Source organism: Deinococcus alpinitundrae (genome assembly GCF_009982895.1).
Lineage (GTDB): Bacteria > Deinococcota > Deinococci > Deinococcales > Deinococcaceae > Deinococcus > Deinococcus alpinitundrae.
The window spans coordinates 284,032-307,097 of sequence record NZ_WXZL01000002.1 but is presented as its reverse complement, the minus strand read 5'-3'; the positions used below and the strand labels follow the sequence as shown (position 1 = coordinate 307,097).

Sequence of the window (23,066 nt, the reverse complement as noted above, 5' to 3'; positions counted from 1 at the left end):
GCTTGGGTCAGCGCCCGTCCAGCTTGTCCCAGAAGTTGCACTGGTGCCGCGCGGCAAAGTCGGTGCCGGGTCGGCTGCCGTCGGGCCGCAGGGTCAGTACGGTGGGCTGGGCCACCTCAAACGGAGTCCACAGCGCCAGCCCCGGTCCGTTGGGGTTGCTGGTGCGGGCAAAATTGGTCCAGTACGCGCCCATCTGCGCCGAGAGTTGACGCTGGGTGGCGCTGAAAGTGGCGGGATCGGCCAGTCCCTCAAGCGGCGCACCGAACAGGTAGATCAATTCGGAAGCGTGGTACGCCCCCAGGCTCGGCACGCTGCGGGTGGGGGTCAGCTCAGTCACGGCCTGCGGGTCGCTGAACTCGTAGGCGTAGGTGGGCACGCTTTGCGCAAGCTGGCGGGTCACGCTGTAGACCGGACAGGCAAACAGCCCGTCGGTGACCAGCGTGGCGGCGGTGAGGCCGGTGATGGCCGGGGTCGTGGCCGGATACTGCCGCAGCAGGGTCAGGTTCTTGGCCGGGTTCAGCACCGTGATCAGGCCCCAGTACAGCGGCAGACTCATGGCCCGGTTTTGCCCCGCCAGATACGCGGTAAAGATGGTGCCCTCGTCGCGGTTGCCGCCGATCATGACCGGCACCTTCAGAAACTGGCCACTGCGGTAGGCCGCCGCCGGTTCGAGCGGCAGCACCGCGTCGCCCCAGACCGGCGGCAGGGCCACGGTGTTGGGGGCGCGGCTGCCCGGCACCGTCATGTCTATCAGTTCAGCGACGGTCTTGCTGCGCAGGCAGGCGGCTCCCTCGGCGGCAGCGGGGCAGTTGAGATCGTGGGTGTAGCGGGCCCCAATGTCCAGCGCCTGCGCCAGCGGCACGCTGTTAATGCTGGCCGCGCAAGGACCGCTCTGCAGGATGACCTTGTCGAACAGTCCCTTCGATGCGGGCGAGGTCAGCAGATCACACAGGATCATGCCGCCCGCCGACTCTCCGAAGGCCGTGACGTTGCCGGGGTCGCCCCCGAAGGCCGCCGCGTTGGCCCTGACCCACCTCAGCGCCGCCTGCACGTCCATCAGGCCGTAGTTGCCGCTGCCCTGCGGACCGAGGGCGGGTGTGGCCAGGAAGCCCAGCGGTCCCAGGCGGTAATTGAGCGTCACCACCACCACCCCGAAATCGCGGGCCAGTTTAGAGCCGTCATAGATGTTGCCGGTGCCAGTGTCGAAGGAGCCGCCGTGAACCCACACCATCATCGGGGCTGCTGCCGCACCCGTCGAAGCAGCGAGGGGTGCGTAGACGTTCAGGTAGAGGCAGTCCTCGCTGCCGCTCAGCGTGCGGTCCGGGTTGCCAGTGATGGCATTGGGGCGCTGCGGGCAGACGTTGCCGAAGTGCGAGGCGTCGCGCCGTCCCGGCCAGGCGGGCATCGGCGTCGGGGCTTGCCAGCGCAACTCGCCCAGCGGCGGCGCGGCGTAGGGTACGCCCAGAAACTGGCGCACGTCCCCACGCTCCCGCCCGCCCAACGGTCCCTGAGCGACATCTGCCTGAATGATTTTGCCGGGCGCGGGTATCGACGGGTTGGTGGGCTGATCGGAGGTGCGCTGGGTCGTCAGCGTCTGCGCTGTCAGGGTGGCTGGTGGGGGAGGCGAGGTCTGCCCCGGTACAGTTTGAGTGTGGGCCAGACCTCCCAGCAAAGTCAGAAGAAGAAGGCAGGTTTGGACGCGCAGTCTCATGATCCAGTCTGGTCCGGTGGCAGGCTGACTTAATGTCAGCTCAGCCTACCAGAGCTTCACGAATTCTTTAGACTCGCTGCCCCATTCGCCCCGGTGCCCCCTGAAAACCCATCTGGACGTCGTGGTCGTTCGGCTGTCTGCTCCGGCGCACAGTAAAAACCATATGCTGACTTAGCGCTCAAGAACCACCACCGAAGGCCGCAACATGGCGGGTGCCCGCGCGCTGTGGCGGGCCACGGGAATGCAGGACGGCGATTTCCAGAAGCCGATCATCGCGTGGTGAATTCGTTCACCCAGTTCGTGCCGGGGCATGTTCACCTCAAAGACCTGGGGCAACTCGTTGCCCGCGAGATTGAGGCAGCGGGCGGCGTCTCCAAGGAATTCAACACCATCGCTGTCGATGACGGTATCGCCATGGGCCACGACGGCATGCTCTACTCGCTGCCCAGCCGCGAACTGATTGCGGAGTCGGTCGAGTACATGGTCAATGCCCACTGCGCCGATGCGTTGGCGTGCATCTCCAACTGCGACAAGATTACGCCCGGCATGCTGATGGCCGCCATGCGCCTGAACATTCCGGCAGTGTTCGTGTCGGGCGGCCCGATGGAGGCCGGAAAAATCCTGCTGAAAGACACACTGCATTCACTGGATCTGGTGGACGCGATGGTGATGGCTGCCGACGATAGCGTGAGCGACGACGAATTGATGAATGTGGAGAAAAGTGCTTGTCCGACCTGCGGCTCGTGTTCGGGGATGTTCACGGCCAACTCCATGAACTGCCTGACCGAGGCGCTGGGGCTCTCCCTGGCGGGGAACGGCTCGGTGCTGGCCACCCATGCCGACCGGGAAGGGCTGTTCAGGCGGGCAGGGCACGTGATCGTCGATCTGGCGAAACGGTATTACGAGGGTGACGACGAGCGGGTCTTGCCCCGCAACATCGCCACCCGCGCTGCTTTCGAGAACGCCATAACACTTGATATCGCCATGGGCGGCTCAACCAACACCGTGCTGCACCTGCTGGCCACTGCACACGAGGCGGGGGTGGACTTCAGCATGGCCGACATCGATCAGCTCTCGCGCCGCGTGCCGGTGCTTTGCAAGGTCGCCCCGGCCAAGAACGACGTTCACATGGAAGACGTTCACCGCGCGGGCGGCATCATGGCGATTCTGGGCCAACTGGAAGCGGCGGGCCTGCTGAACCGGAAGGTGCATTCGGTCTACGAAGACAGCCTGGGAGCGGCCCTGGAGCGCTGGGACGTGTCACGCACAGAGAACGAGCAGACCTATACCTTCTACCGCGCTGCACCCGGCGGCTTCCCCACCCAGATTGCCTTCTCGCAGTCGCGCCGCTACACCGCCCTGGATACCGATAGAGCAGCGGGCGTGATTCGCAACGCCGCACATGCCTTCTCGCAGGACGGCGGGCTGGCGGTGTGCTCTACGGCAATCTGGCCGAGGACGGCTGCATCGTCAAGACAGCGGGCGTGGACGAGAGCATTCTCAAATTCACCGGCACGGCCCGCGTCTTCGAGTCGCAGGACGCCTCAGTGGACGCCATCCTGAACGGCGATGTCAAAGCGAGCGAGATCGTGCTGATCCGCTACGAGGGTCCGCGCGGCGGCCCCGGCATGCAGGAGATGCTGTATCCCACCAGCTACCTGAAATCCAAGGGGCTGGGCAAGGCGTGCGCGCTCGTCACCGACGGACGCTTCAGTGGCGGCTCGTCGGGGCTGTCCATCGGCCACGTCTCGCCCGAGGCAGCGGAAGGCGGCGCGATTGGCCTGGTTGAAACGGGTGACACCATCGAAATCGACATTCCGGAGCGCCGCATCCATCTGGCGGTGAGCGACGCCGACCTCGCCGCGCGTCGTCAGAAGCAGGACGAGGCGGGCTGGCGTCCAGCAGAGGCGCGCCCGCGCAAGATCACGGTGGCGCTGCGGGCCTACGCCAGCATGACCACCAGCGCGGCGCGGGGAGCCGTGCGCAACATCTGAGGCGCGGCCCCTGGCCCAGACTCAGCCCAGGGCCGTCAGCACCAGGTTCGCGAACACGCCGAACGCGGCGTTCAGGCGGGCCAGTTGGCCGGGCCGCGCCTGATTGTTCTCCATGTACAGTCCGGCGTTGACCTCGATGCCGAAGGCCGCCACCCCGCCTTGCCGGGCGTGCCGGACGCTGATGGTGTCGCTGTCCCAGGGGTCATTCACGGCAACCCGCGTGAACGTCTCGCCCGCCAGCACGTCCGCGAAGGCCCGCTCGGCAGCCGCCTGCACCGCTGCCAAGTGCTCCGCCGGAAACGATGGCTCGTGGGCGCTGCCCATCATCAAGGTGATGCCGGGGCGCGGCTGCCCCCGGTCCGGTCCCAGCGCCGGGCCGTAAGGGGCCATGCTGTGCCCCACGATCAGGAGCGACTTTCCGCTCAAAGCGGCACTGAGGTCGCGCTCGAACGGGTCCCAAACGGCTTGTAGGCGCTGTTCTCTGGCCTCGGGCGAGAATGTGAAGCCTGATGGATACAGCGGTTGACGGTCAAAATCGAACAGCTTGAGCACCCCGTTGTCGCTCAGATCACCGCGCTCGCGGTTGAGATCGGCGGCAAAGCGGCTCCACGGCGCGCTGAGCTGCCGCGCTCCCGGCAGATTGAAAATCAAATCGGTGAACGGGTCGCCCTCCAGAAAGACGCGCCGCAGCAGGGCCTCGCGCTTCTCAGTGTCGAAGGCGTCCTCGCCCAGCATGGTCCGCAGTACGTCCGGTGGCAGCGCTCCGGAAGCGTGGGGGGTGACGATCAGCAGCTTGGAGAGGTCGGTCATGACTGCAAGCCTAGCGCCTGGTGCTTTTCTTCAGGGTGGGTCAGGCAGTCACGCAGCCATCAGTCACGCAGCTCCATCACGAAGTCGTAGCGGTCGCCCCGGTAGTGGGCGCGGGCCAGCTCCACCGGCTGTCCCGCCGCGTCCCAGGCCAGTCGCTCGGTCGCCAGCAGCGCCGCGCCCACCGAAACGCCCAGCAGCCCGGCCAGCTCGTCGTCGGCGTTAACGGCTCGCAGCTGCCGCAGTGCGCGCACCGGTCCCGCGCCACGCGCTTGCAGCAAGGCATAGAGGCTCACGTCCTGCACGTCTGCGGCGCTGAGGGGGCCGAGCCGTCCGGCATTCAGCAAGCTCTCCTCGACGGCCAACGCCTCGCCGCCCGCCGTGCGCAGCCGCCGCACCCGGTAGACCAGCTGGCCTGGCGAGAGGTTCAGCTTCATGGCGTCGTGGACGCTGGGGTGCGCCGCCGTGAAGCTCAGCACCCGCCCGCCCGCGCTCAGGCCGCGTGAGTGCATGTCCTCGGTGAAACTGGTCAGCCGCGAGAGGGGGTGCTGAATGCGCACTGGCGGGCCGCTGGGCGCGACGAAGGTGCCGCTGCCGTGTCGCCGCACGACCAGACCGCGCACGGCGAGCTGGGCGATGGCCTGGCGCACCGTGACCCGTGAAACGCCCAGCCGGACGGCGAGTTCGCGCTCGGCAGGCAGCGCGTTGCCCGGCTGGTATTCGCCGCGCTCGATGGCACTTTCCAGCGTGCGCGCCACCTGCACGTAACGTGGGCTGGACGCCAGGCCCGCCGCGTCCGGGCTGGCCGCCTCGAGGCGTGAGGAGAAAACGGTCATCTTCAGCCGTCAACCTAGCACTTTTGCGCCAACCACTTGAATACCAACCCGCCCTACCACACCGCCGGATCAGCCCGCTCAACCGTCGTGCAGCGGTTGCCTGGAGCGGTCAGCTTGCAAGTGGTCTACAAATGGTCTTATAGTGGGCGGCAGTTCATCTTCATCTCCGGGGTCAGGTCCCGGCCCCGCGTTCGTCGTCCCGCCGCGATTTTCTTCCGGAGGTCTTTTCATGATGCACCGCTCAACGCCGACCCTGCTGATGCTCAGCGCCCTGCTGCTCTCCGGCCTCGCCGCCGCCGCACCTAAGAAATCGCCTACCTACACCTCGCTGGGTGTTGCGGCAGGCAAGGCGGGCGGCAACTACACCCTGGCGCTCGGTGACAGCCCGCAGAGCTTCATGTACTACGGCGTCATCGACAACAACCTCGGTCTGGTGGCCCAGCAGCTTTTCGACGGTCTGGTCGAGTTCAATCTCGATACCTACAAGATCGAACCCGCGCTGGCCGAGTCGTGGACGATCAGTCCTGACGGCAAGGTCTACACCTTCAAGCTGCGTCAGGGCGTCAAGTGGAGCGACGGCGAAGCCTTCAATGCCGACGACGTGGTGTTTACTTACCAGCAGCTCGTCGCCAACCCCGAAGCGCGGGCGGGCGATGCGGGCAACTTCGTGATCGACGGCAAGAAAGTCGAGATTGACAAGGTGGACGCCAACACCGTGCGCTTTACCCTGCCGCGCCCCAGCCCGGCCTTCTTGCTCCAACAGCGCTACTTCATCATGCCGCAGCACCAGCTCGGCAAGTTCAAGGGTGCGGAAGTCAACAACGCCTGGCCCACCAATACGCCGCCCGCCGAGATCGTCGGCACCGGGCCGTTCAAGCTGCAAAGCTACACGCCGGGGCAGAAAGTCGGCCTGGTGAAAAATCCCAATTACTGGAAGACTGATGCGGCGGGCACCAAGCTACCGTACCTGAACAGCCTCGACTTCCTGATTATCCGCGACCCGCAGGCGCAGGTGGCGTCGTTCCTGGCAGGTAACATCGACCAGCTCAACGTGACCGGCGCTCAGTTTCCCGACCTCAAACAAAAAGAAGTCGCGGGCGCGGCCTTCAAGGTCATTCGCAGCACCGCGCTGTTCGGCAGCCCGCCGTTTGTGGCCTACAACTTCGACGCCAAGGACCCGGCCCTGGCCAAGCTCTTCTCGGATACCCGCTTTCGCAAGGCCATGCAGCTGGCGGTCAACCGGCCCCGCATCATCGACACGGTCTACAACGGTCTGGCCAGCTTGCCGGGACACGGTGTCGCGCCGGTCAACAAAGCCTTTTATGTCAACACCACCGCCCAGCTCGGCAAGTTCGATCTGGCCGCGGCGGGCAAGGCCCTCGACGCGCTGGGCATCAAGGACACCGATGGTGACGGTGTGCGCAACGTCAGCAAGGGCAAGAATCTGGAAATCGACCTGACCTACGGCACCGATTCGAGCGTGTACCCGCCGATGGCGACCATTCTCCAAAACGACTTCAAGCAGCTCGGCGTCAAGGTGAACCTCAAGGGTATCCTGTCGAGCAAACTGCTTTCGACCGGCCTGAGCGGCGACTACGAGATGATCCTGCACGCCTTCGGCGATCAGCCGGACCCGGAACTCCGCAAGCCGATCTGGCAGCCCGGCGGGTCGCTGTACTACTGGCACCGCAGCCTGCAACCGGCTGTGGACGGTCAGACGCCCAACATCGCCAAGATGCAGCCCTGGGAAAAGCAGATCTATGACATCTTCGACGAGGCGAGCACCACCACCGCCGCGGCCAAGCGCAAGGCGCTCTACGCCCGCTGGCAGCTGCTGTTTGCTCAGTACCTGCCGGTCACGCCGATTGCCAAGCCTGAAAACATCGCGGCCATCAGCAACAAGTACGGCAACTACATCTACAACCTCGGCGTGATTCCCGGCTACAACCCGGTGCCGCTGGTCTACCAGAAGTAAGAACGTATGTTCGGCGTCCGGTTCGGCAGGGGAAGCGTCCCCGCGTGCCGCCGGGCGCTTTTTCGGCCATCAGGCTGCTGGCGACCATCAGGCCCGGCGCGGCACCCGCACGGAGTTCGTACGATGCTGAGTTTATGCTGACCTATACCCTGCGCCGCATCCTCGGGATGCTGCCCACCCTGCTGATCATCAGCGCGGTGTGCTTTACCGTGATCAAGCTTCAGCCCGGTTCGTTTACCGACCAGTACCTCGAAGACCCGCGCTTTACCAAAGAAACCGTCGCGGCCATCACCCGGCAACTCGGCCTCGACCAACCGGCGATCGTGCAGTATGGGCGCTGGCTGTGGGGCGTCGTGACCCGGCTGGATTTCGGCTTCTCCTTTGCCTCCAACGCTCCGGTGATCACCCAGATCGGGGAGCGGCTGGGCTGGACGGTGTTCGTGGCGCTGCTGACCCTGCTGCTGTCCTGGCTGGTGGCGGTGCCGCTGGGCATCTATACCGCCTTCAACCGCAACGGGCTGGCGGCGAGCGTGGCCAATTTTCTGGGCTATGTGGGCCTGGCCATTCCTGATTTCCTGGTCGCACTGCTGCTGGTTTCGCTCACCCTGCGCCTGGGCAGCAGCAACGTGGGCGGCCTCTTTTCGCCGGCCATGATCGACGCGCCCTGGTCGTGGGCCAGGGTCGGCGATCTGCTGGCCCACCTGTGGATTCCGGTGCTGGCGGTGGGACTGGAAGGTGTGGCGGGCCTGATGCGCCAGATGCGTGCCTCGATGCTCGACGTGCTCTCGCAGGATTATGTGCGCACTGCCAGGGCCAAGGGTGCGGCCCAGCAGACCGTGATCTGGCGGCACGCCGTTCGCAATGCCATCAATCCGCTGATCAGTCTGGCGGGCCTGAGTTTGCCTACCTTGATTTCCGGCACCATCGTCATTTCCATCGTCATGAATCTGCCGACCATCGGGCCGCTGCTCTACGAATCGCTGCTCAACAAAGACCAGTACACTGCTCTGACCCTGCTGATGCTCTCGGCGGTGCTGCTGCTGATCGGCAATCTGCTGGCCGATCTGGCGCTGGCCTGGGCCGATCCCAGGGTGAGGTACTCGTGACCACCCTGCCCGCGCCCGCTGCTCCGGCCACGCCCTCGCCCTTCGCGCTGGCCCTGCGGCGCTTTCGCAAGTCCCGGCTCGGTGTCATCGGCGGCTGGCTGCTGGCGGCGCTGTATCTCAGCGCCCTGCTCGGCGGCTTCCTGGCCCCCTACGGCATCACCACCCAGCACCAGGGCTTCGAATACCAGCCGCCCCAGGCGCTGCACGTCATGTTTCAGGGCAAACCCATGCGGCCCTTCGTCTACGGCTCCAAGACGGGCCGCGATCCAGTGACGTTTGCCAAAACCAGCGTGCCCGACACCACGACGCCCGTGCCCATCGCGTTCTTCGTGCGCGGTGAGCCTTACAACTTCCTGGGCCTGCGTACCACCTGGCACCTCTTCGGCGTGGACCCCGGCCCCGACAACAACCGCTTCTATTTTCCCTTCGGCACCGATCAACTGGGGCGCGATCTGTTCTCGCGCACGCTGGTCGGCGGGCAGGTCAGCCTCACGGTGGGTGTGGTGGGCATCATCATCAGCTTTACCATTGGCATCGTCATGGGCGGTCTCAGCGGTTACTACGGCGGGCGCACAGACAACCTGATTCAGCGGCTCATTGAAGTGCTACTGAGTTTCCCCAGATTGCCGATTTTGCTGGCGCTCTCCACCCTGATTCCGGCGAGCTGGCCTTCCACTTATGTGTATCTGGGCATTGTGGCGGTGCTGGCGCTCATCGGTTGGGCGAGCCTAGCGCGGGTGGTGCGCGGGCAGGTCCTTTCGGCCAGACAGGTCGAGTACGTCTCGGCGGCGCAGGCGGTGGGGGCCTCTGATCTGCGGGTCATCTTGCGCCACATCGTGCCGAACCTGTCGAGCTTTCTGGTGATCACGGCGACCCTCAGTTTGCCCGGCTACATCCTGGGCGAGAGCACGCTGAGCTTTCTGGGCCTGGGCATCAAGGAACCGATGACCAGCTGGGGCCTCCTGCTCAAGGACGCGGGCAACTTGCAGACGGTGGGCCTGTATCCCTGGCTGCTGTTGCCGGGCCTGTTTCTGTTCGTGGCGGTGCTGGCCTTCAACTTCTTCGGTGACGCCCTGAGAGACGCGGCAGATACCCAGAGCCGTTAAGAAGGGTCGGTGCTGCCGCATCTGCGCCCCCAAAGTTCAGGCAGGCGACGGTGCACTCATTGCCCATCAGTTCGCCGCCGAGCAAAACAATCAGTGGGCGGTGTTTATCAGTGTTTTCTCTACGCTCCGCACGTCAATTTTGCGGGCGGCTTCACGATGCAGCTCGAACCCTTTCTCGACATCAATCTGGGCAGCGCCGACTTTCCCTTCCGCTATGACACCGCCGCAGGCAAGCTGCACTTCACGGGCGGGCTTTTCAAGGACGCGGTGGCCGATGCTTTCTTCCGGGGTGCTGGTCCTGCCATCGGATTTAACTGCCCGCTGGACGGCGCCCTGGTTAACTGCTGGCTGCGCTGAAGCCTCTAGGCCCAAATGGGACATTCACGGCTTTGAGCAATCAGGTCATGTTCAAAGGGCTGGCTGTAGTGCCAAGCCACGACTTCGCGTGTGGAAGCGCGAAAACATGCCGATCTGCTGTTTATGCTATCTTCATTTAATCACCACTTTATCTTCAAGGAGACCCCATGCGTAAATCTGCCACCACCCTGACCGCCCTATCTGCCTTCGTGCTGCTCGGCAGCCTCGCCTCCGCCGCCTCGATTCGTGACCAAATATGCACCGACGGCGTGTTCAATGCGGGTGTCAAATACGACAGCCCCCCTTTCGGCTTCGTGGACGAGAACGGTGATGTGACCGGCTTCGACGTCGATCTGGTCAAGGAAATCGGCAAGGACCTCTCGGACGTGTGCAAGAAGCCCGTCAAAGTGGTGCTCAAGCAGGTCACCAGCAAGAACCGCATCGAGTTCGTGCAAAACGGCACCGTCGATATCGCTGCCGCCACCGCTACCGCCACCTACGGGCGCATGGACACGGTGGACTTTTCCAACACCTACTTCCTCGACGGCCAGCGTCTGCTGGTTCCGGCGGGCAGCCCGATCAAGACCGTGCGCGATCTGGCCGGGAAGCGGGTCGGCACCGCCCAGGGCAGCACCAGCGAGGTCAACCTCAAGGCCGCTGCGCCCAAGGCCAACGTCATCAGCCTCCAGCAGTACACCGACGCCTTCACCGCTCTGCAGCAGGGCCGGGTCGATGCCGTCAGCACCGACAGCACCATCTTGCTGGGCCTGAAAGCCAGCGCGCCCGATCCCAGCAAGTACGCCATCGTGGGGCCGTTTTTCTCCAGCGAGCCTTACGGCATGATCCTCAAGCAAAACGACAGCAAGTGGCGCAATTTCGTCAACGAGTCGCTCTCGCGTCTGAGCGCTGATGGCACCTACAAGAAGGTCTTTGCCAAGTGGTTCGGTCCCAAGACCAAATACTCGCTGCCCGATCCCAAGCGTTCGCAGGAGCTCCCGGCGCAGTTCCCCGTGCGCCGCTGATTGATCACAACCTGAACTGATATCTCAGGGGGCGGAGCCGCAGCGTTTCGCCCCCATGCTCGTGCGTTCGCCGGTTCGCTTCCACAATTTTGCTGCGAAAACCACAGGAGCGCCATGCCAAGAAGTACGTATCAGCAACTGCTCGCCGTCCTGGTGCTGCTCGCGGTGGGGGTGTTCACCTTCCTGCGGGTGCGTGCGGGCTTCGAGGCCAACAACATCACCCTCGACTGGAGCATCTTCTCCAAGCCCAGTCCGCTGACCAAAGGCACTTACCTCACCACCATCTTGATCGGCATGCTGCTAACCATCCGCCTGGCCTTGATCGGCATCGTGTTCGCCATGCTGCTCGGCACGCTGGTCGGCGTTTCGCGGCTGAGCCAGAATCCGGTGGTGAGCCGGGTGGCGGCGGCCTACGTCGAGTTTTTCCGCAACACCCCGCTGCTGGTCCAGATCTTCTTCTGGAATTTCGGGGTGATCAACGTGCTGCCCGCACCCATCAAGAATTGGCTGTTCGACCACTCACCCGAGCAGTGGGCCGTCATCGCCGCGCTGAGCGTCTACACCAGTTCGTACATCGCCGAAACGATTCGCGCCGGGATTCTGAGCGTTCACAAGGGCCAGACCGAGGCGGCCAAATCGCTGGGGCTGAGCGGCTCGGACGTGCTGGGCCGGATCGTGCTGCCGCAGGCGTTCCGGGCGGTCTTGCCGCCGCTGGGCAGTCAGTTTCTCAACCTCACCAAGAACTCGTCGCTGGCCTCACAGATCGGGGTGGCCGAGCTGTTTTATTACGGCACCCAGGTGCAGAGCTACACCTTCCGGGGCTTCGAGAGCATCACCGCCATCACGGTGGCGTATCTGGTGCTCTCGCTCACCATCACCTTCTTTCTGAACCTGCTCAGCCGCCGCCTGGCGCTGCCGGGCCGCTGAGGAGCTGGGCATGACTGTCAAACCTTCCGTCCAGCCCGCCAGCACCTCGGCTCTGAGCTGGCTCTCGTACCTGGTGCCGGGCCTGGGTCAGCTGCTGCTGGGCCACACCTTGCTGGGCGTGCAGTTTCTGGCAACGGCGGCGCTGGTGTGGCTGATCGCCTGGCCGCTGCTGCAAAGCGGGGCCGCCTTCAGCATCGTGCTGGCACTGATTGCCGTCGTGTCGCTGCATCTCGGTGCGGGCCTCACCGCCGCCGCCGACGCCCGCCGCCGCCTGGGAGCCGAGCAGGCGCACGCCGCCCAGAACGTCTACAAACGCTGGTCGGTGATCGTCGCGCTGGCCGTCGTGGTGCTGATCGGCGGCCTGCTGCTGAAATGGATCGTGACCCTGCCGAGCTGGAACGAGGTGCAGCGCAACTTTTTGTTTCTGTTGATCGGGCGCTTCCGTGCCGAGCAGTTCGCCGATCAGCTCTGGCGGCTGTGGGGCTTCGCGGCCCTGGCCCTGGGGACTGTCGCGGCCTTCGGCATGGCCCAGCTCAAGATTCGCAACGGCTGGATTCCCCTGGTGATCGGTGCAGCCGTCGGCATCGTGCTGCTGTTTCCCACCGTCTCGCCGCAGGTCAGTATCGGTGGCCTGGCCCTGAGCTTGATTCTGGCAATTCTGGGCATTCTCGGCGCGATTCCGCTGGGACTGCTGTTCGGGGTGGGGCGCACCAACACCCTGCCGGTCATTCGCGGCATCAGCGTGGGCTACATCGAGCTGTTTCGCAGCTTGCCGTTCATCACGGTGATCTTCTGGTTTTTCATCTTCGTTCCGTACGTGCTGGGCGAGGGCACCCAGTTCTGGGCGGTGGTCGCGGCCCTCTCGCTCTTTACCGGCGCGTATGTGGCCGAGATCGTGCGGGCGGGCATTCAGGCGCTGCCCAGCGGCCAGGCCGAAGCGGCGCGGGCGCTGGGCCTCTCCGGCACCCAGACCATGCTCCAGGTCGTCTTGCCGCAGGCGGTACGCAACATGATTCCGCCGCTGGTGGGGCAATTCATCAGCCTCTTCAAGGACACCTCGCTGGTCAGCATCGTGGGCCTCATCGAACTCGCCGGAGCCGGGCGCATCACCGCCAACCGGCTGGTGACGGCCACCTTCGAGTTGTACCTGACGGTGGCGCTCTTGTACTTTGTCTTCGCTTACCTGCTCTCGCTGCTGGCCCGCAGGCTGGAAGCGCCCAGGGCAGTGCGGTGAGCCGGGCGCTGCGGACGACTTCATTACCCGGGCGCGCTGTAAACTGACGCCTACTCTCGCCCCGCTTTCTCGCTCGGCGGCCCGTCTGCGCCCAGCGTTTCCAGCCCCAAAGGAGCCAGCATGACTGCCACCAACCTCCAGAAAGCCGCTTCGCCCAGCAGCGCCGAGCCGATCATCAAAGCGGTGGACGTGCACAAGAATTTCGGCAACTTCCACGCCCTGCGCGGCGTCAACATGAGCGTGCAGCCTGGCGAGGTGGTGGTCATCATCGGGCCGTCGGGCAGCGGCAAATCCACCTTCATCCGCACCATCAACCGCCTGGAGGAACACGACAAGGGCACCATCGTCGTGGACGGGATCGAACTCAAGGACGGCCAGAATCTCGACGCCATTCGCCGTGAGGTCGGGATGGTGTTTCAGTCGTTCAACCTGTTTCCCCACCTGACTGTGCTGCAAAACGTGGCACTGGCCCCCATGCGCGTGCGCAAGACACCCAAGGCCCAGGCCGACAAGAGGGCGTTGGAACTCCTGGAACGCGTCGGCATCGCCGAGCAGGCCCACAAGTTCCCGGCGCAGCTCTCCGGCGGCCAGCAGCAGCGCGTCGCCATTGCCCGCGCCCTGGCGATGGATCCCAAGGTGATGCTCTTCGACGAGCCGACCTCGGCACTCGACCCCGAGATGATCAAGGAAGTGCTTGACGTGATGAAGGGCCTGGCGGGCAGCGGTATGACCATGCTGGTCGTCACCCACGAGATGGGCTTCGCGCGCGAAGTGGCCGACCGGCTGGTCTTCTTCGATGAGGGCAATATCGTGGAGGACACCACGCCCGACGAGTTTTACAATAACCCCCAGCACGAGCGCGCCAAGGCCTTCCTGAGCAAGGTGCTGGGTCACTGAAGGCCGGGTGGGCGGTTCCGGATCAGTCCGTCTCCGCCTCCGCCTGCAGGCTGGCCTGTGCCGCTCCCATGAAAACCTCGACGAGTTCCGGATCGAACATCTTGCCGGACTGCGCGCGCAGTTCATCCAGCGCCTCGGTGACGCTCCAGGCGGGCTTGTAGCTGCGGCTGGTGGTCAGGGCGTCGTAGACGTCACACAGCGCGAAGATGCGTGCCAGCAGCGGGATGGCGCTGCCACTCAGGCCCGCCGGGTAGCCCTGGCCGTCCCAGCGTTCGTGATGGCACAAGATGACGTCCAGAGCGTCCTGCCCGAGTCCCTCGATGCGTGAGGCCAGGGCGAAACCGCGCTCGACGTGCTGGCGCATGACCTGGGTTTCGGCCTCGCTCAGTTCGCCGGCCTTGAGCAGCACCGCGTCGGGAATGGTCAGTTTGCCGATGTCGTGCAGGTACGCGCCGTGAGCGAGGTCGAGCCGCTGACGTGAATCGAGACCAAGCCTCTGCCCCAGTCGCCGGGCCAGTTCGACCACCCGCATGGTGTGGCCGAACGCCTCCACGTCGCGGGTTTCGAGCGCCAGTCCCAGCGCCCGCAAACTGCCCTCCAGGGTACGCCCGATCTGCGCCACCACCCGTTCGCGCTCCAGCACATGCCCCAGCCTCAGCGCCACGGCCTCGAGCAGGCGGCGGACCTGCGGTGTGATGGCCCGCCAGGTGCTGTAGCTGGTCAGATCGAGCGCCCCCACAATCTGGCCCGCGTCGCGCACCGGGGTCACGACGATGCTCTTGAGACCGGCGGCCTTCCATTCGGGCAAGGCCCATACCTCACTGGGATAATCGGCAGTGCCGAGCGTGCCGCCGGTCACCATGGCCTGACCCAGCAGGCCGATGTCGACCGGCCGCCCGTAGCGCTGGTCCAGCGCCGCCAGGTGGTGGGTCTCGGCTCCGCTGATGTAGGTGGCGAAAATCAGGTCACCGACCTGCTGGTAGTAGGAGCTGCCGTCGAAGCCCACCAAGGCCCGCAGGCTGTCGAGACCGTCTTGCAAGATGGCGTGCTTGGTTTCCAGGCCCTCCAGCATGCGGGTAAATTCCTCTGGTCCTGGCAGGTACGGCCCCGGCAGGGCCTGATTGGCAGACTGGCCTGTGGGTGACCGGCTTGAGGGTTGGACAGGCTGACTGAGGCCCAGGCGCGAGCGGGCCTTGTCCTCATACATCAGCTGGTCGGCCACCGCCAGTGCGCGCGCCGGATCTTCCTGCGGCTGGATCAGGGCCGCACCTACCGCGAAGGGCGGCAGGTGCTGGCGCGGCTGAGGCACGCGCCGGGCGGCATCGGCCGCGTAGGCACTGGCCCCCAGCAGATCTGTGTTCGGCAGCGCGATCAGAAATTCGTCGCCGCCCCAGCGACTCAGCAGACCGCCGGGTGGCAGGGCTGCCTTGAGCGCGCGCGCCGCGTTCACCAGATGCTGATCGCCCGCGCTGTGGCCTCCGGTGTCATTGACACTCTTGAGGTCGTTGAGGTCAATCAGAATCAGGGCAACGGACGCCTGACCCGTCAGCTGGGCCAGGCGTCGCTCGAAGCCTGCGCGGTTGAGCAGGCCAGTCAAGGCGTCGCGTTCGGTCACTTCCCGCTCGGTCTGCGCCCGCCGCGCTACCATCTGGCGGCTGACCCAGATCAGCCAGATGGCACTCAGCAAGGTGACCATGTCCGTCAGCCGCCACCACACCGGTCGCTCAAAACCGAAGTGGGTTTGCATTCCCGACCCGGCCATATTCAGAAAGATGCTGCAACTGAGTGTCAGCGTCGGCGCAGTGATGATGCGCGGCAGCCGGGCGAGACTGATGGCCACAGTGCCTGCCAGCAGTTGCGCCAGCACCAGCACCACCAGACTGCCGAGTTCGTCGAGTGTCTGGACCCCCGATACTCCGGCAACCTGCGTCTGGCGCTGCCAGAACCAGAGCCAGCTTCCCCACAAGATCGTCTGGAGTGCCAGAAACACGCCGACCGCAAACCAGCTGCGCTTGGAGACTCGGCGCAGGACTCTGGCATTCGGGGCGGGAATCTTCACATCGATCCTTCACAAAGGAGCATATCGGATCTTGCCCTTTTCTTTTTACGGGGCTGAGCCATCGGGATGAAGCCGTCTTCATCTGACCTTAACAGCTCCGTGACTGTTGGCACTAACACTCGCCGGAGAAACAGGTAAGAATTTTAGCCTTCAGGGGCGTTCTAACCTCCGGCTGGAAAGTGGCATCGGGAGCGGGTTGTTTGGAGATAAGGAGCCTACCGCCCCCGACACTCTTGGGGATTGCTTCGGAGTCGGCGCTTGGCCGCGCGCAAAAGCTTGAAAATAAGAGCCGTGACTTCTCCTGATCGCCGCTTCGAGCAGCTCCTCTCGCAAAATGCCGAAATCAATACCCTCTTGGAACAGCAGTCGCGCGCCAGCCTGACCACTCTGCACCGCCCGATCGAGCGCCTGGCGGGGCTGCTGGGTCAGCCTACCTTCATCTTCATTGCCCTGGCCTCGTTTGTGCTGTGGATCGTGCTCAATCTCAACTTGAATTTCTTCATTCACCACGCCTGGGACAATCCGCCGTTCTTCTGGCTCCAGGGGCTGATCGGGGTGCTGAGTCTGATCATCACGTCCACGGTGCTCATCGCGCAGGCGCGTCAGGCCCGGCTGGCCGAGCAGCGCTCGCAGTTGCAGCTGCAAATCATTCTGCTGACCGAGCAGCGCAGCGCCAAACTGATCAGCCTCCTCGAAGAACTGCGCCGCGATTTGCCCAGCGTGCAAAACCGCCAGGATGCCGAGGCCGACGCCCTGCAGCGGGCCAGCGATCCAGAGAGCATCCTGAAGGCACTCGACGCTCCGGACGAACCTGTGCCGGAATAATCAACTCAACGGCTCTGGTCCTCTTCAGTCAGTCTCGGTCCGATGTCAGGTACCGGCTGCCCCGGCTTCCAGTCCACGGTTACGCCGTCACCTGGGTTGTGCGGCGCTTTGATGAACACCGCCCGCCACGGCACCTCGCCCTCGTTGACGAGGTAGTGCATCTCCATCGGGTCGCAGCGGTGGTAGTCGCCCGGCCCCAGTTCGATTCTCAGGCCGTTGGTCCACATCACCACGTGACCTTCCAGGGTGTAGAAGGTTTCCTCGGTGCGCTCGTGGTAATGGTTGGGAAAGTCCTGTCCTGGCGGCAGCACCACCACCCCGAAGTCGGTACGCGGGCCGCGCGCGAGGTAGCCGGGGCCGTAGGTGTCGAAGCGCAGTGGGGTTTCGTCGATCTTGGCTTTGTGCATATCGTTCTCCTTCAGAGTCCCGGCGCTTTCCATAGTGCGGACGTGACGCCCTGATCGACCAGAGTGCGCTGGGCAGCGTAAGCAGCCTGCCAGCGCCCAGCCTGCTCGGCATACGGCTCGGCCAGGGCCGGGTTCGGCTGATAGGTGCGCTCCCACCTCACCAGCGCCTCGCCGCCCTCAGCCAGGGAAGTGTAGAGGCCCACGCCGGTTCCGGCGGCAATCGCCGTGCCCAGCGCGGTGGCTTCCTTGACCACCGGTACCCGCAGCGGCTTGCCAGTCACGTCGGCCAGAATCTGGCACCACAACTCCCCCTTGCTGGCGCCGCCCGCAAAAGTCAGCAGTTCGCTGTCGACCTGAGTAAACTCCCGGATTAAAGCCAGATTCTGGGCCGTCACGATGGCGGCGTTTTCCTCCAGCGCCCGGAACAGCACGCCCTTGCCCGACCGCTGGGGATCGAGCGAGAGGTTGAGAAACGACGGGGCCGCATGGTACCAGGCGCTGTAGCGCATCACATCGCTGAAAATCGGTATGACCCCGTAGGCCCCGGCAGGCACGTGGCGGGCCAGCTGTTCCAGCAGGGTATAGGCGTCCTGCCCGCTCGTGGCGGCGGCCTGCTTTTCCTCGGTGCAGAACACGTCGCGAAACCAGCGCATCGCCGCGCCCACGAAAAAGGCTATGGTCTCGGCCTGCCAGACCCCCGGCACCGCGTGGCAATTGACCCGGATGTTCATCTCTGGATGGATGCTGGGACGCGCCAGATTGACTTCCTGCTGCCAGAAGGTGCCGCCCAGAATCGCCGCCTGCCCTGGGCGCACCACCCCCAATCCCACGCAGCCGAGTTGCACGTCGCCGCCGCCCATCACCACCGGTGTGCCGGGTCGCAGCCCGGTCTGTTCGGCGGCCTGGGGGGTCACGGTGCCGTAAGCCGTGCCGGATTCGAGCATCGGCGCAAAGAGGTCTTGTGGCAAGCCTAGGTCGTCCAGCCCGTCCGCCGACCACTGCCGGGCGGCCAGATCGAACATGCCGCTGGTGCAGGCGTTGGACGGATCACTGGCCAGCACCCCGCCCAGCTTGTACAGCACCCAGTCGCTGAGCATGCTGATGCGGTGAATCTGCGCGAACACCTCCGGCTGGTGGCGCTTGATCCACAGCAGCCTCGGCACGGCGCTCAGCGCGTAGGTCTGGCCACTGCTGCGGTAAGTCAGGCGCTCCAGGTCGGCGTGGTCGCGCTGAAGTTCGCGCACCTGCTCGGCAGCGCGGGCGTCCACGTTGGCGCAGGCCCAGATCTCGCGGCCCTGGCGGTCATACAGCACGATGGCCTCGCGCATGCTGGAAGCGCTGACGGCCAGTACGTCCTCAGGCCGCACCCCACCGCCCTCCAGCACCTGCTGGATACACTGGCAGATGACGGCCCAGTTGCGTTCTACAGCAAAGTTCATCACGCCGGGCGTGCCGTCGTTCTCGTGGGTCCATTCCCGGGCGGCCACGGCGTGCTGATGGCCTTGCGGCGTGAACAGCACGGCCCGCACGCTGCCGGTGCCCGCGTCAATGGCCAGCAGGTAGCCGCTCACGTCGCTGGGCCGATCCACAGCATGTGCTGGCCCCCCTCAACCCTATCTGCTGTGCCGAATTGACTGGTCATGACTCCCCTTTGCGGTGCCGGGTTGTGGAATGGATGCCGAATAGCTGCGGAAGGCGGGGTGAGTCGGTGTTTCAGACTATAAAGCCATCGGGGGCCGCCCGGGGCGCGGCTTGGCGCGGCTGGGCCTTCCCGCCCGGCTTCGTTCGGGAGCTGCCGCGCTCGCTCCCCTGGACGCCACATGCACCTCAACTTTCCGCCATCTGAGTCAAATTGCAAGGCATGGTTCAGAGCGTGACAATCGCACCATCGATCAGGACCTGGAATTCAGCGTGTGACAGCTCGGCGACGTGGCTGCCCGCGCCCTCTCTCCGGGGGGTCAACAACCTGGTGACAGCCATTGATGTCATTAACTGTTTCGGCGACGCGCTGTCCAGCCTGCCAGACCGCCGCTGGCCCGACGGCGTCTTTTACCGGGGTGGACCAGTTGCGGCTGGTGCTGCCAGTGACAGACTTCAGCGTCTTGCTGGCGCGCATGTTCGACATGATCCGGCAGTGCGGCAGGGGCATTCCCAGTGTGGTGATCCGACTCCTGGAAGTGCTGACCGTCTCGGCGTCCTGCCTGCACGATCAGGAGGGCCGCGCGGTGAGTCGCCATCACGCCGATCTGCTTCGCGAGGACGCCCTGTGCATCACCGAGGGCTCGGGAGACCGGGCCGACATCGAGGCGCGCTACAGCGTCCTGCGTCAGTTGCTGCTCGGCAACGAGGGGGTGCTGCGCCGCTGAGATTCAGAGTACCGTGAACGTCACCTTCGCCGCCTGCCGTAGAGTATTCGACGAGATGCAGGCCCTGTCCGCCATCTCGACAAGTTTTTCGAGCTGCGCTCTGTCACTGGCCTCGGCGCTGACCTGCACCTCGATCTCGCTGAAGCGGCTTGGCGCACTCTCCAGCGTGCCGACGATCTGCAACTTCACGCCCTTGATATCGGCCTCGCGCGCTTTGACGGCAGCCAGCAGGTTGCTCATGAAGCAGCCGCCCAGCGCGACGAGCAGGTACTCGCCGCCCATCATGCCCTGGTCCTCGCCGCCCTTCTCGCTGGGGCGGTCGATCAGTACGTGGTGGCTGCGGGCGATCCCCTCGGCGGCGCTGCCGCTGACCTGGTTGACCTGCACCTGAATGGACATGCGCCGAGTATGGCGGTCGCCACCTGCTCGGCACTGTGAAGCGGATCTTGGGGCGAGAGTCGCTCCGGAAAGCGGCGTAAGATAGAGAGGCCAGATTGCCTTTCAAGGAGCCGCCTTGACCCGACCCCTGCCCCGCTTCGCCGACCTCTACCTCGGCTTTCCTGAAGTCAACTTCGGGCCGCTTGCTTTCGAGTGCCTTCCTGAGGCCGAGTCGTTGTTGCGCGTCCGAGCTTTCCTTGATGAGTTGCGGCGGCGCACCACCCGGCAGTTCTCGCCCCGAGCGTGTCGCGAGGGAAATCATTGAGCTGTGTATGCTGGCTGCCGGAACGGCCTCCAGCGGCGCGCACCGTCAGCCCTGGCGCTCTACCCTGACCCACACCCCCAATCCGATGAAATTTAGAGGCGAGCTGCTCAGCCGCCCGGCCAACGAGGAAGCCATGCTGGTGATGCCGATGAACTCCCCACGCTGGGTGACCAGGTGCCCAGACTGGAGCGCAAATTCCTCGCTGATATCTTGCAACTCGACCGGGGAGCGTGAGGGTGACCGCACCGCTGGGACGGAGAACATGCCAAATGCGAGCCCCTCACTTGTGATATAACAGAATAGTACCCGAGGTGAGGGCCAGCAGCGCACCCGCCCCACCTCCACGAGGAGCCAGATGACCCAAGCGACCAAAGCCAGAAAAGAAGCTGTCCAGAAAGACGCACCACATCCCGTTGCCGATGACGTGGCTGTCAGCAGCGCGGCCCGTCAGGCGCTGCAAGCCCTGCTGCGTACTGCGCTGCCCGACATCAGCGTGAGTAACCTCAGCGCCGAGCAGCTTAGCGTCGCGCTGACCCAGGCCCACGAGAGCTGGGGCTACGGCCTGCGCCATGTGCGCCACGAGGTTCGGATGGAGGATGGCGGCGAACTGGGCCTCTACGCGGACCGCGCCCGTCTGGGCAGCGCGACAGACACCCCCGAAACGCTGGCCGCCGCTTACGCCAGCATGCAGGCTGCCGACGAGCAGGGCCGCAGCGCCTGGGCCGTGTTGCCGGAGGGCTACCGGGTCACGCTGGAACCCAGCAACCGTCAGCTCAAGGTGCTCGTCGAGGATGCCCGCGACTTCGAGACGCACTGGGCCGCGGCTGCGAACGGGTCGGCCCAGCGCACGGGACGTCAGGGCGACGATCTGTGGGTGGAGGTCTTCCGGGCCGCGCCGGGCCGCGATCTGGTGCAGGACGCCGCCTGGGAAGTCGTCGAGCGCATCAAGGACCGCGCGTTGAGGCGCGAGTTGCAGCGCCGCGCCGAGGAAAAAGGTATTCTGGGCGCGCTGCTCGGCGCACGCGGTGAGGGCATTGAGGCGGCCATGAAGCGGTCGCCCAGCCTGCACTTCACCGTCAATAGTGCGGTGGTGCGTACCCAGGAGCGCAGCTTCGAGGTGTGGAAAGTCGTGCAGAAGGAGGCGGCTGCTTCGCTGGAGGCCGCCCAGCAGGCCCAGGTCGAGCGGCTGGTGTCGCTGCTGGGCAGTCCGGGGCGCGGGCGCTGAAGAAGCGCAGTCAGGCAGGTGTTGGAGCGTAGCTGTGCGCTCTAATGCCTGCCTGCTCCGTGTCGAGCAGGTTGAAGGTGCCGCGCCTGAAGTGGGTGACCGCTCCGCCGTGACTGTGTGCCAGGGTGGTGGGTCCATCCGGCGTGCTGATCGTCAGGCTTTCCCGCAGGAGTGCCAAACCTGCTGCGTCCAGCATCCCGATGGGGTCGCTGCTGGCCCGCAACCCGCCGATCACGTCGAGCAGGCCCAGCAGTGACCCACGCTCGTCCGAGTTGAGGAGGCTCAGTTCCTTGCGGGCGATCATCACGTCGGGGTCGGGCTGATACCAGGCGTGCTGATACCAGCGCGACAGGTCGGTGTGCAGGGCGCTGCGGGTACACGGCACGCTGCCGTCGCCCAGCAGCACCCGCCGCGCCGAGTCGTCCCAGTAGGGGGCCACGTCTGGCCCGGTGCGCATGGCGTCCACCACCCCGATGCTGCCGGAAAGCGGCGCGCCGCAGCCGAGCAGGAATCCCTCGTCGCCCAGGCCCGCTCGCAATGCCTCAATGCCCAGCCGGTAGGCCCCGGCGCGGCCCACGCTGGGGTCGTGGCGCACGCCGGGATGGGCGGCGGCGTACAGAAAGTCCACCTTGAGGTAATCGTAGCCCCATGCGCGGCAGGTGGCGGCCAGCTCGCGCAGCCACGCCAGTGCTTCGGGATGGGTGGTGTCCAGGGCCGCATACGGACCGCCCCAGTTGTCGCCGAACAGCAGCGGCTCACCCGCGTCGTTCTTGAGCAGCCACTCGGGATGCTGCCCGAACAGTTTGGAGTTCGGTCCCACCAGAAAAGGAGCCAGCCACAACCCGGCCCGGAAGCCGAGGGCCTTCAGTTCGGCAGGCAGGTCTCTGGCGTGGCCGCCGAAGTGCTCGCTCGTCTCGAACCAGTCGCCCAGATCAGCTTGAAAGCCGTCGTCAAGCTGAAAGACATCGAACGGCAGACCTTGCTCGCGGGCCAGCCGGGCGTTGTCCATCATATTGTTGAAGGTGACGCCCCGGAAATAGCTGTACCAGCTGCACCACACCCGCAGCGGCGCGGGCGTCCGGGCCTGCATGTTGCGGCCCAGCTCGGCGCTGAGGCGCTCCAGCGTGCCAATCACGTCGCTGGTCTCCTCCCAGGCGATGTCCACCTCCGGTCCCTCCAGTGTGCAGGTGACGCTCACGCGGTCGCCGATTGCCCGCGCTTCCCAGTGTGCGAAGGTGCGCGACGCTTCGAGCTGAGCGCCCACCCAGCCGCCGCCGTCCGGGTGAATGAGCGCCAGCAGGCTATGACTGCGCCATACGCCCGCCTCACCGCTGGGCGGAAAGGCCGGGTCCTGTCCCTGATCGATCATCCATTTCAGGCTGGCCCGCGTCTGAAGGTCGGTCAAAGGGCGCACCTCGGCCTCGCTCCACGACTGGTAGCCGTTGGTCAGCACACGCAGGGTCGAGGAATCGGCGTCGAGGGTCCAGCTCTTTTCGCGGCTGGGCATGC

Annotated in this window: 23 protein-coding genes; 14 read left to right on the top strand and 9 right to left on the bottom strand. The window is 65.1% G+C overall.

What is annotated here, in order from left to right; translation table 11 throughout:
* Positions 1–7: 7 nt before the first annotated feature.
* Positions 8–1,711 carry a carboxylesterase/lipase family protein gene (locus GUI70_RS03080; RefSeq protein ID WP_161880820.1) on the bottom strand — a complete coding sequence of 568 codons (1,704 nt, stop codon included), beginning with the start codon at positions 1,709–1,711 and terminating at the stop codon, positions 8–10.
* Between the two features lie 279 nt (positions 1,712–1,990).
* Here GUI70_RS03080 and ilvD point away from each other — a divergent pair, with 279 nt between their 5' ends.
* Positions 1,991–3,274: a dihydroxy-acid dehydratase gene (ilvD, locus tag GUI70_RS03075; protein WP_368733626.1), complete on the top strand. Its 1,284-nt coding sequence runs from the start codon at positions 1,991–1,993 to the stop codon at positions 3,272–3,274.
* On the top strand, positions 3,196–3,705 hold the full coding sequence (locus tag GUI70_RS25190) for an IlvD/Edd family dehydratase (RefSeq protein WP_368733625.1): 510 nt from the start codon (positions 3,196–3,198) through the stop codon (positions 3,703–3,705). The genes ilvD and GUI70_RS25190 overlap by 79 nt, the downstream gene beginning before the upstream one ends.
* Positions 3,706–3,726: 21 nt before the next feature.
* On the opposite strand, the gene GUI70_RS03070 is transcribed toward GUI70_RS25190, so the two are convergent.
* Together GUI70_RS03070 and GUI70_RS03065 are read right to left on the bottom strand one after the other, a co-directional pair.
* Positions 3,727–4,515 carry an N-formylglutamate amidohydrolase gene (locus GUI70_RS03070; RefSeq protein ID WP_161880819.1) on the bottom strand — a complete coding sequence of 263 codons (789 nt, stop codon included), beginning with the start codon at positions 4,513–4,515 and terminating at the stop codon, positions 3,727–3,729.
* Between the two features lie 59 nt (positions 4,516–4,574).
* Positions 4,575–5,348, bottom strand: coding sequence for a GntR family transcriptional regulator (locus tag GUI70_RS03065; protein WP_161880818.1), 774 nt, complete (start codon positions 5,346–5,348; stop codon positions 4,575–4,577).
* 229 nt (positions 5,349–5,577) lie between these two features.
* On the opposite strand from GUI70_RS03065, the gene GUI70_RS03060 reads away from it, so the two are divergent.
* The 8 genes from GUI70_RS03060 (at position 5,578) to GUI70_RS03025 (ending at position 13,972) form a co-directional block, all read left to right on the top strand.
* Entirely contained in the window at positions 5,578–7,323 is a 1,746-nt protein-coding gene (locus GUI70_RS03060; protein WP_161880817.1) for an ABC transporter substrate-binding protein, read from the top strand.
* A gap of 134 nt (positions 7,324–7,457) precedes the next feature.
* Positions 7,458–8,429: an ABC transporter permease gene (locus GUI70_RS03055; protein WP_161880816.1), complete on the top strand. Its 972-nt coding sequence runs from the start codon at positions 7,458–7,460 to the stop codon at positions 8,427–8,429.
* The gene (locus GUI70_RS03050) at positions 8,426–9,535 is read left to right on the top strand and encodes an ABC transporter permease (RefSeq protein WP_161880815.1); all 1,110 of its coding nucleotides are present in this window, start codon (positions 8,426–8,428) and stop codon (positions 9,533–9,535) included. Before GUI70_RS03055 ends, GUI70_RS03050 begins: the two co-directional genes overlap by 4 nt.
* A 93-nt stretch (positions 9,536–9,628) precedes the next feature.
* A complete protein-coding gene (locus tag GUI70_RS03045) occupies positions 9,629–9,892 on the top strand; it encodes a hypothetical protein (RefSeq protein WP_237724659.1) in 264 nt (87 codons plus the stop codon).
* Between the two features lie 167 nt (positions 9,893–10,059).
* Complete coding sequence (locus GUI70_RS03040) at positions 10,060–10,914, top strand: ABC transporter substrate-binding protein (protein ID WP_161880813.1); 855 nt, start codon at positions 10,060–10,062, stop codon at positions 10,912–10,914.
* Between the two features lie 114 nt (positions 10,915–11,028).
* Positions 11,029–11,841, top strand: coding sequence for an amino acid ABC transporter permease (locus GUI70_RS03035; protein ID WP_161880812.1), 813 nt, complete (start codon positions 11,029–11,031; stop codon positions 11,839–11,841).
* Positions 11,842–11,851: 10 nt separating this feature from the next.
* Positions 11,852–13,075, top strand: coding sequence for an amino acid ABC transporter permease (locus GUI70_RS03030; RefSeq protein ID WP_161880811.1), 1,224 nt, complete (start codon positions 11,852–11,854; stop codon positions 13,073–13,075).
* A gap of 120 nt (positions 13,076–13,195) precedes the next feature.
* Positions 13,196–13,972 carry an amino acid ABC transporter ATP-binding protein gene (locus tag GUI70_RS03025; protein WP_202630380.1) on the top strand — a complete coding sequence of 259 codons (777 nt, stop codon included), beginning with the start codon at positions 13,196–13,198 and terminating at the stop codon, positions 13,970–13,972.
* Between the two features lie 22 nt (positions 13,973–13,994).
* Here the strand turns inward: GUI70_RS03025 and GUI70_RS03020 are convergent, their stop codons facing one another.
* Positions 13,995–16,031: an HD domain-containing phosphohydrolase gene (locus GUI70_RS03020; protein WP_161880810.1), complete on the bottom strand. Its 2,037-nt coding sequence runs from the start codon at positions 16,029–16,031 to the stop codon at positions 13,995–13,997.
* A gap of 291 nt (positions 16,032–16,322) precedes the next feature.
* Between GUI70_RS03020 and GUI70_RS03015 the strand changes: the two genes are divergently transcribed.
* Positions 16,323–16,856, top strand: coding sequence for a DUF1003 domain-containing protein (locus GUI70_RS03015; protein ID WP_202630379.1), 534 nt, complete (start codon positions 16,323–16,325; stop codon positions 16,854–16,856).
* Positions 16,857–16,861: 5 nt separating this feature from the next.
* On the opposite strand, the gene GUI70_RS03010 is transcribed toward GUI70_RS03015, so the two are convergent.
* Positions 16,862–17,263: a cupin domain-containing protein gene (locus GUI70_RS03010; protein WP_161880808.1), complete on the bottom strand. Its 402-nt coding sequence runs from the start codon at positions 17,261–17,263 to the stop codon at positions 16,862–16,864.
* A gap of 11 nt (positions 17,264–17,274) precedes the next feature.
* Positions 17,275–18,852, bottom strand: coding sequence for an autoinducer-2 kinase (lsrK, locus tag GUI70_RS03005; RefSeq protein ID WP_161880807.1), 1,578 nt, complete (start codon positions 18,850–18,852; stop codon positions 17,275–17,277).
* Between the two features lie 393 nt (positions 18,853–19,245).
* Here lsrK and GUI70_RS03000 point away from each other — a divergent pair, with 393 nt between their 5' ends.
* Positions 19,246–19,629, top strand: a complete 384-nt coding sequence (locus GUI70_RS03000) for a DUF2254 family protein (RefSeq protein ID WP_161880806.1) — start codon at positions 19,246–19,248, stop codon at positions 19,627–19,629.
* A gap of 3 nt (positions 19,630–19,632) precedes the next feature.
* On the opposite strand, the gene GUI70_RS02995 is transcribed toward GUI70_RS03000, so the two are convergent.
* Positions 19,633–20,028, bottom strand: coding sequence for an OsmC family protein (locus tag GUI70_RS02995; protein WP_161880805.1), 396 nt, complete (start codon positions 20,026–20,028; stop codon positions 19,633–19,635).
* A gap of 115 nt (positions 20,029–20,143) precedes the next feature.
* Here GUI70_RS02995 and GUI70_RS02990 point away from each other — a divergent pair, with 115 nt between their 5' ends.
* Positions 20,144–20,332 carry a hypothetical protein gene (locus GUI70_RS02990; protein ID WP_161880804.1) on the top strand — a complete coding sequence of 63 codons (189 nt, stop codon included), beginning with the start codon at positions 20,144–20,146 and terminating at the stop codon, positions 20,330–20,332.
* Between the two features lie 45 nt (positions 20,333–20,377).
* On the opposite strand, the gene GUI70_RS02985 is transcribed toward GUI70_RS02990, so the two are convergent.
* Positions 20,378–20,596 carry a hypothetical protein gene (locus GUI70_RS02985; protein WP_161880803.1) on the bottom strand — a complete coding sequence of 73 codons (219 nt, stop codon included), beginning with the start codon at positions 20,594–20,596 and terminating at the stop codon, positions 20,378–20,380.
* Positions 20,597–20,687: 91 nt separating this feature from the next.
* Between GUI70_RS02985 and GUI70_RS02980 the strand changes: the two genes are divergently transcribed.
* Positions 20,688–21,557 carry a DNA repair protein gene (locus GUI70_RS02980; RefSeq protein ID WP_161880802.1) on the top strand — a complete coding sequence of 290 codons (870 nt, stop codon included), beginning with the start codon at positions 20,688–20,690 and terminating at the stop codon, positions 21,555–21,557.
* Positions 21,558–21,567: 10 nt separating this feature from the next.
* Here the strand turns inward: GUI70_RS02980 and GUI70_RS02975 are convergent, their stop codons facing one another.
* Complete coding sequence (locus GUI70_RS02975) at positions 21,568–23,064, bottom strand: glycoside hydrolase family 36 protein (protein ID WP_161880801.1); 1,497 nt, start codon at positions 23,062–23,064, stop codon at positions 21,568–21,570.
* Positions 23,065–23,066: the final 2 nt, after the last annotated feature.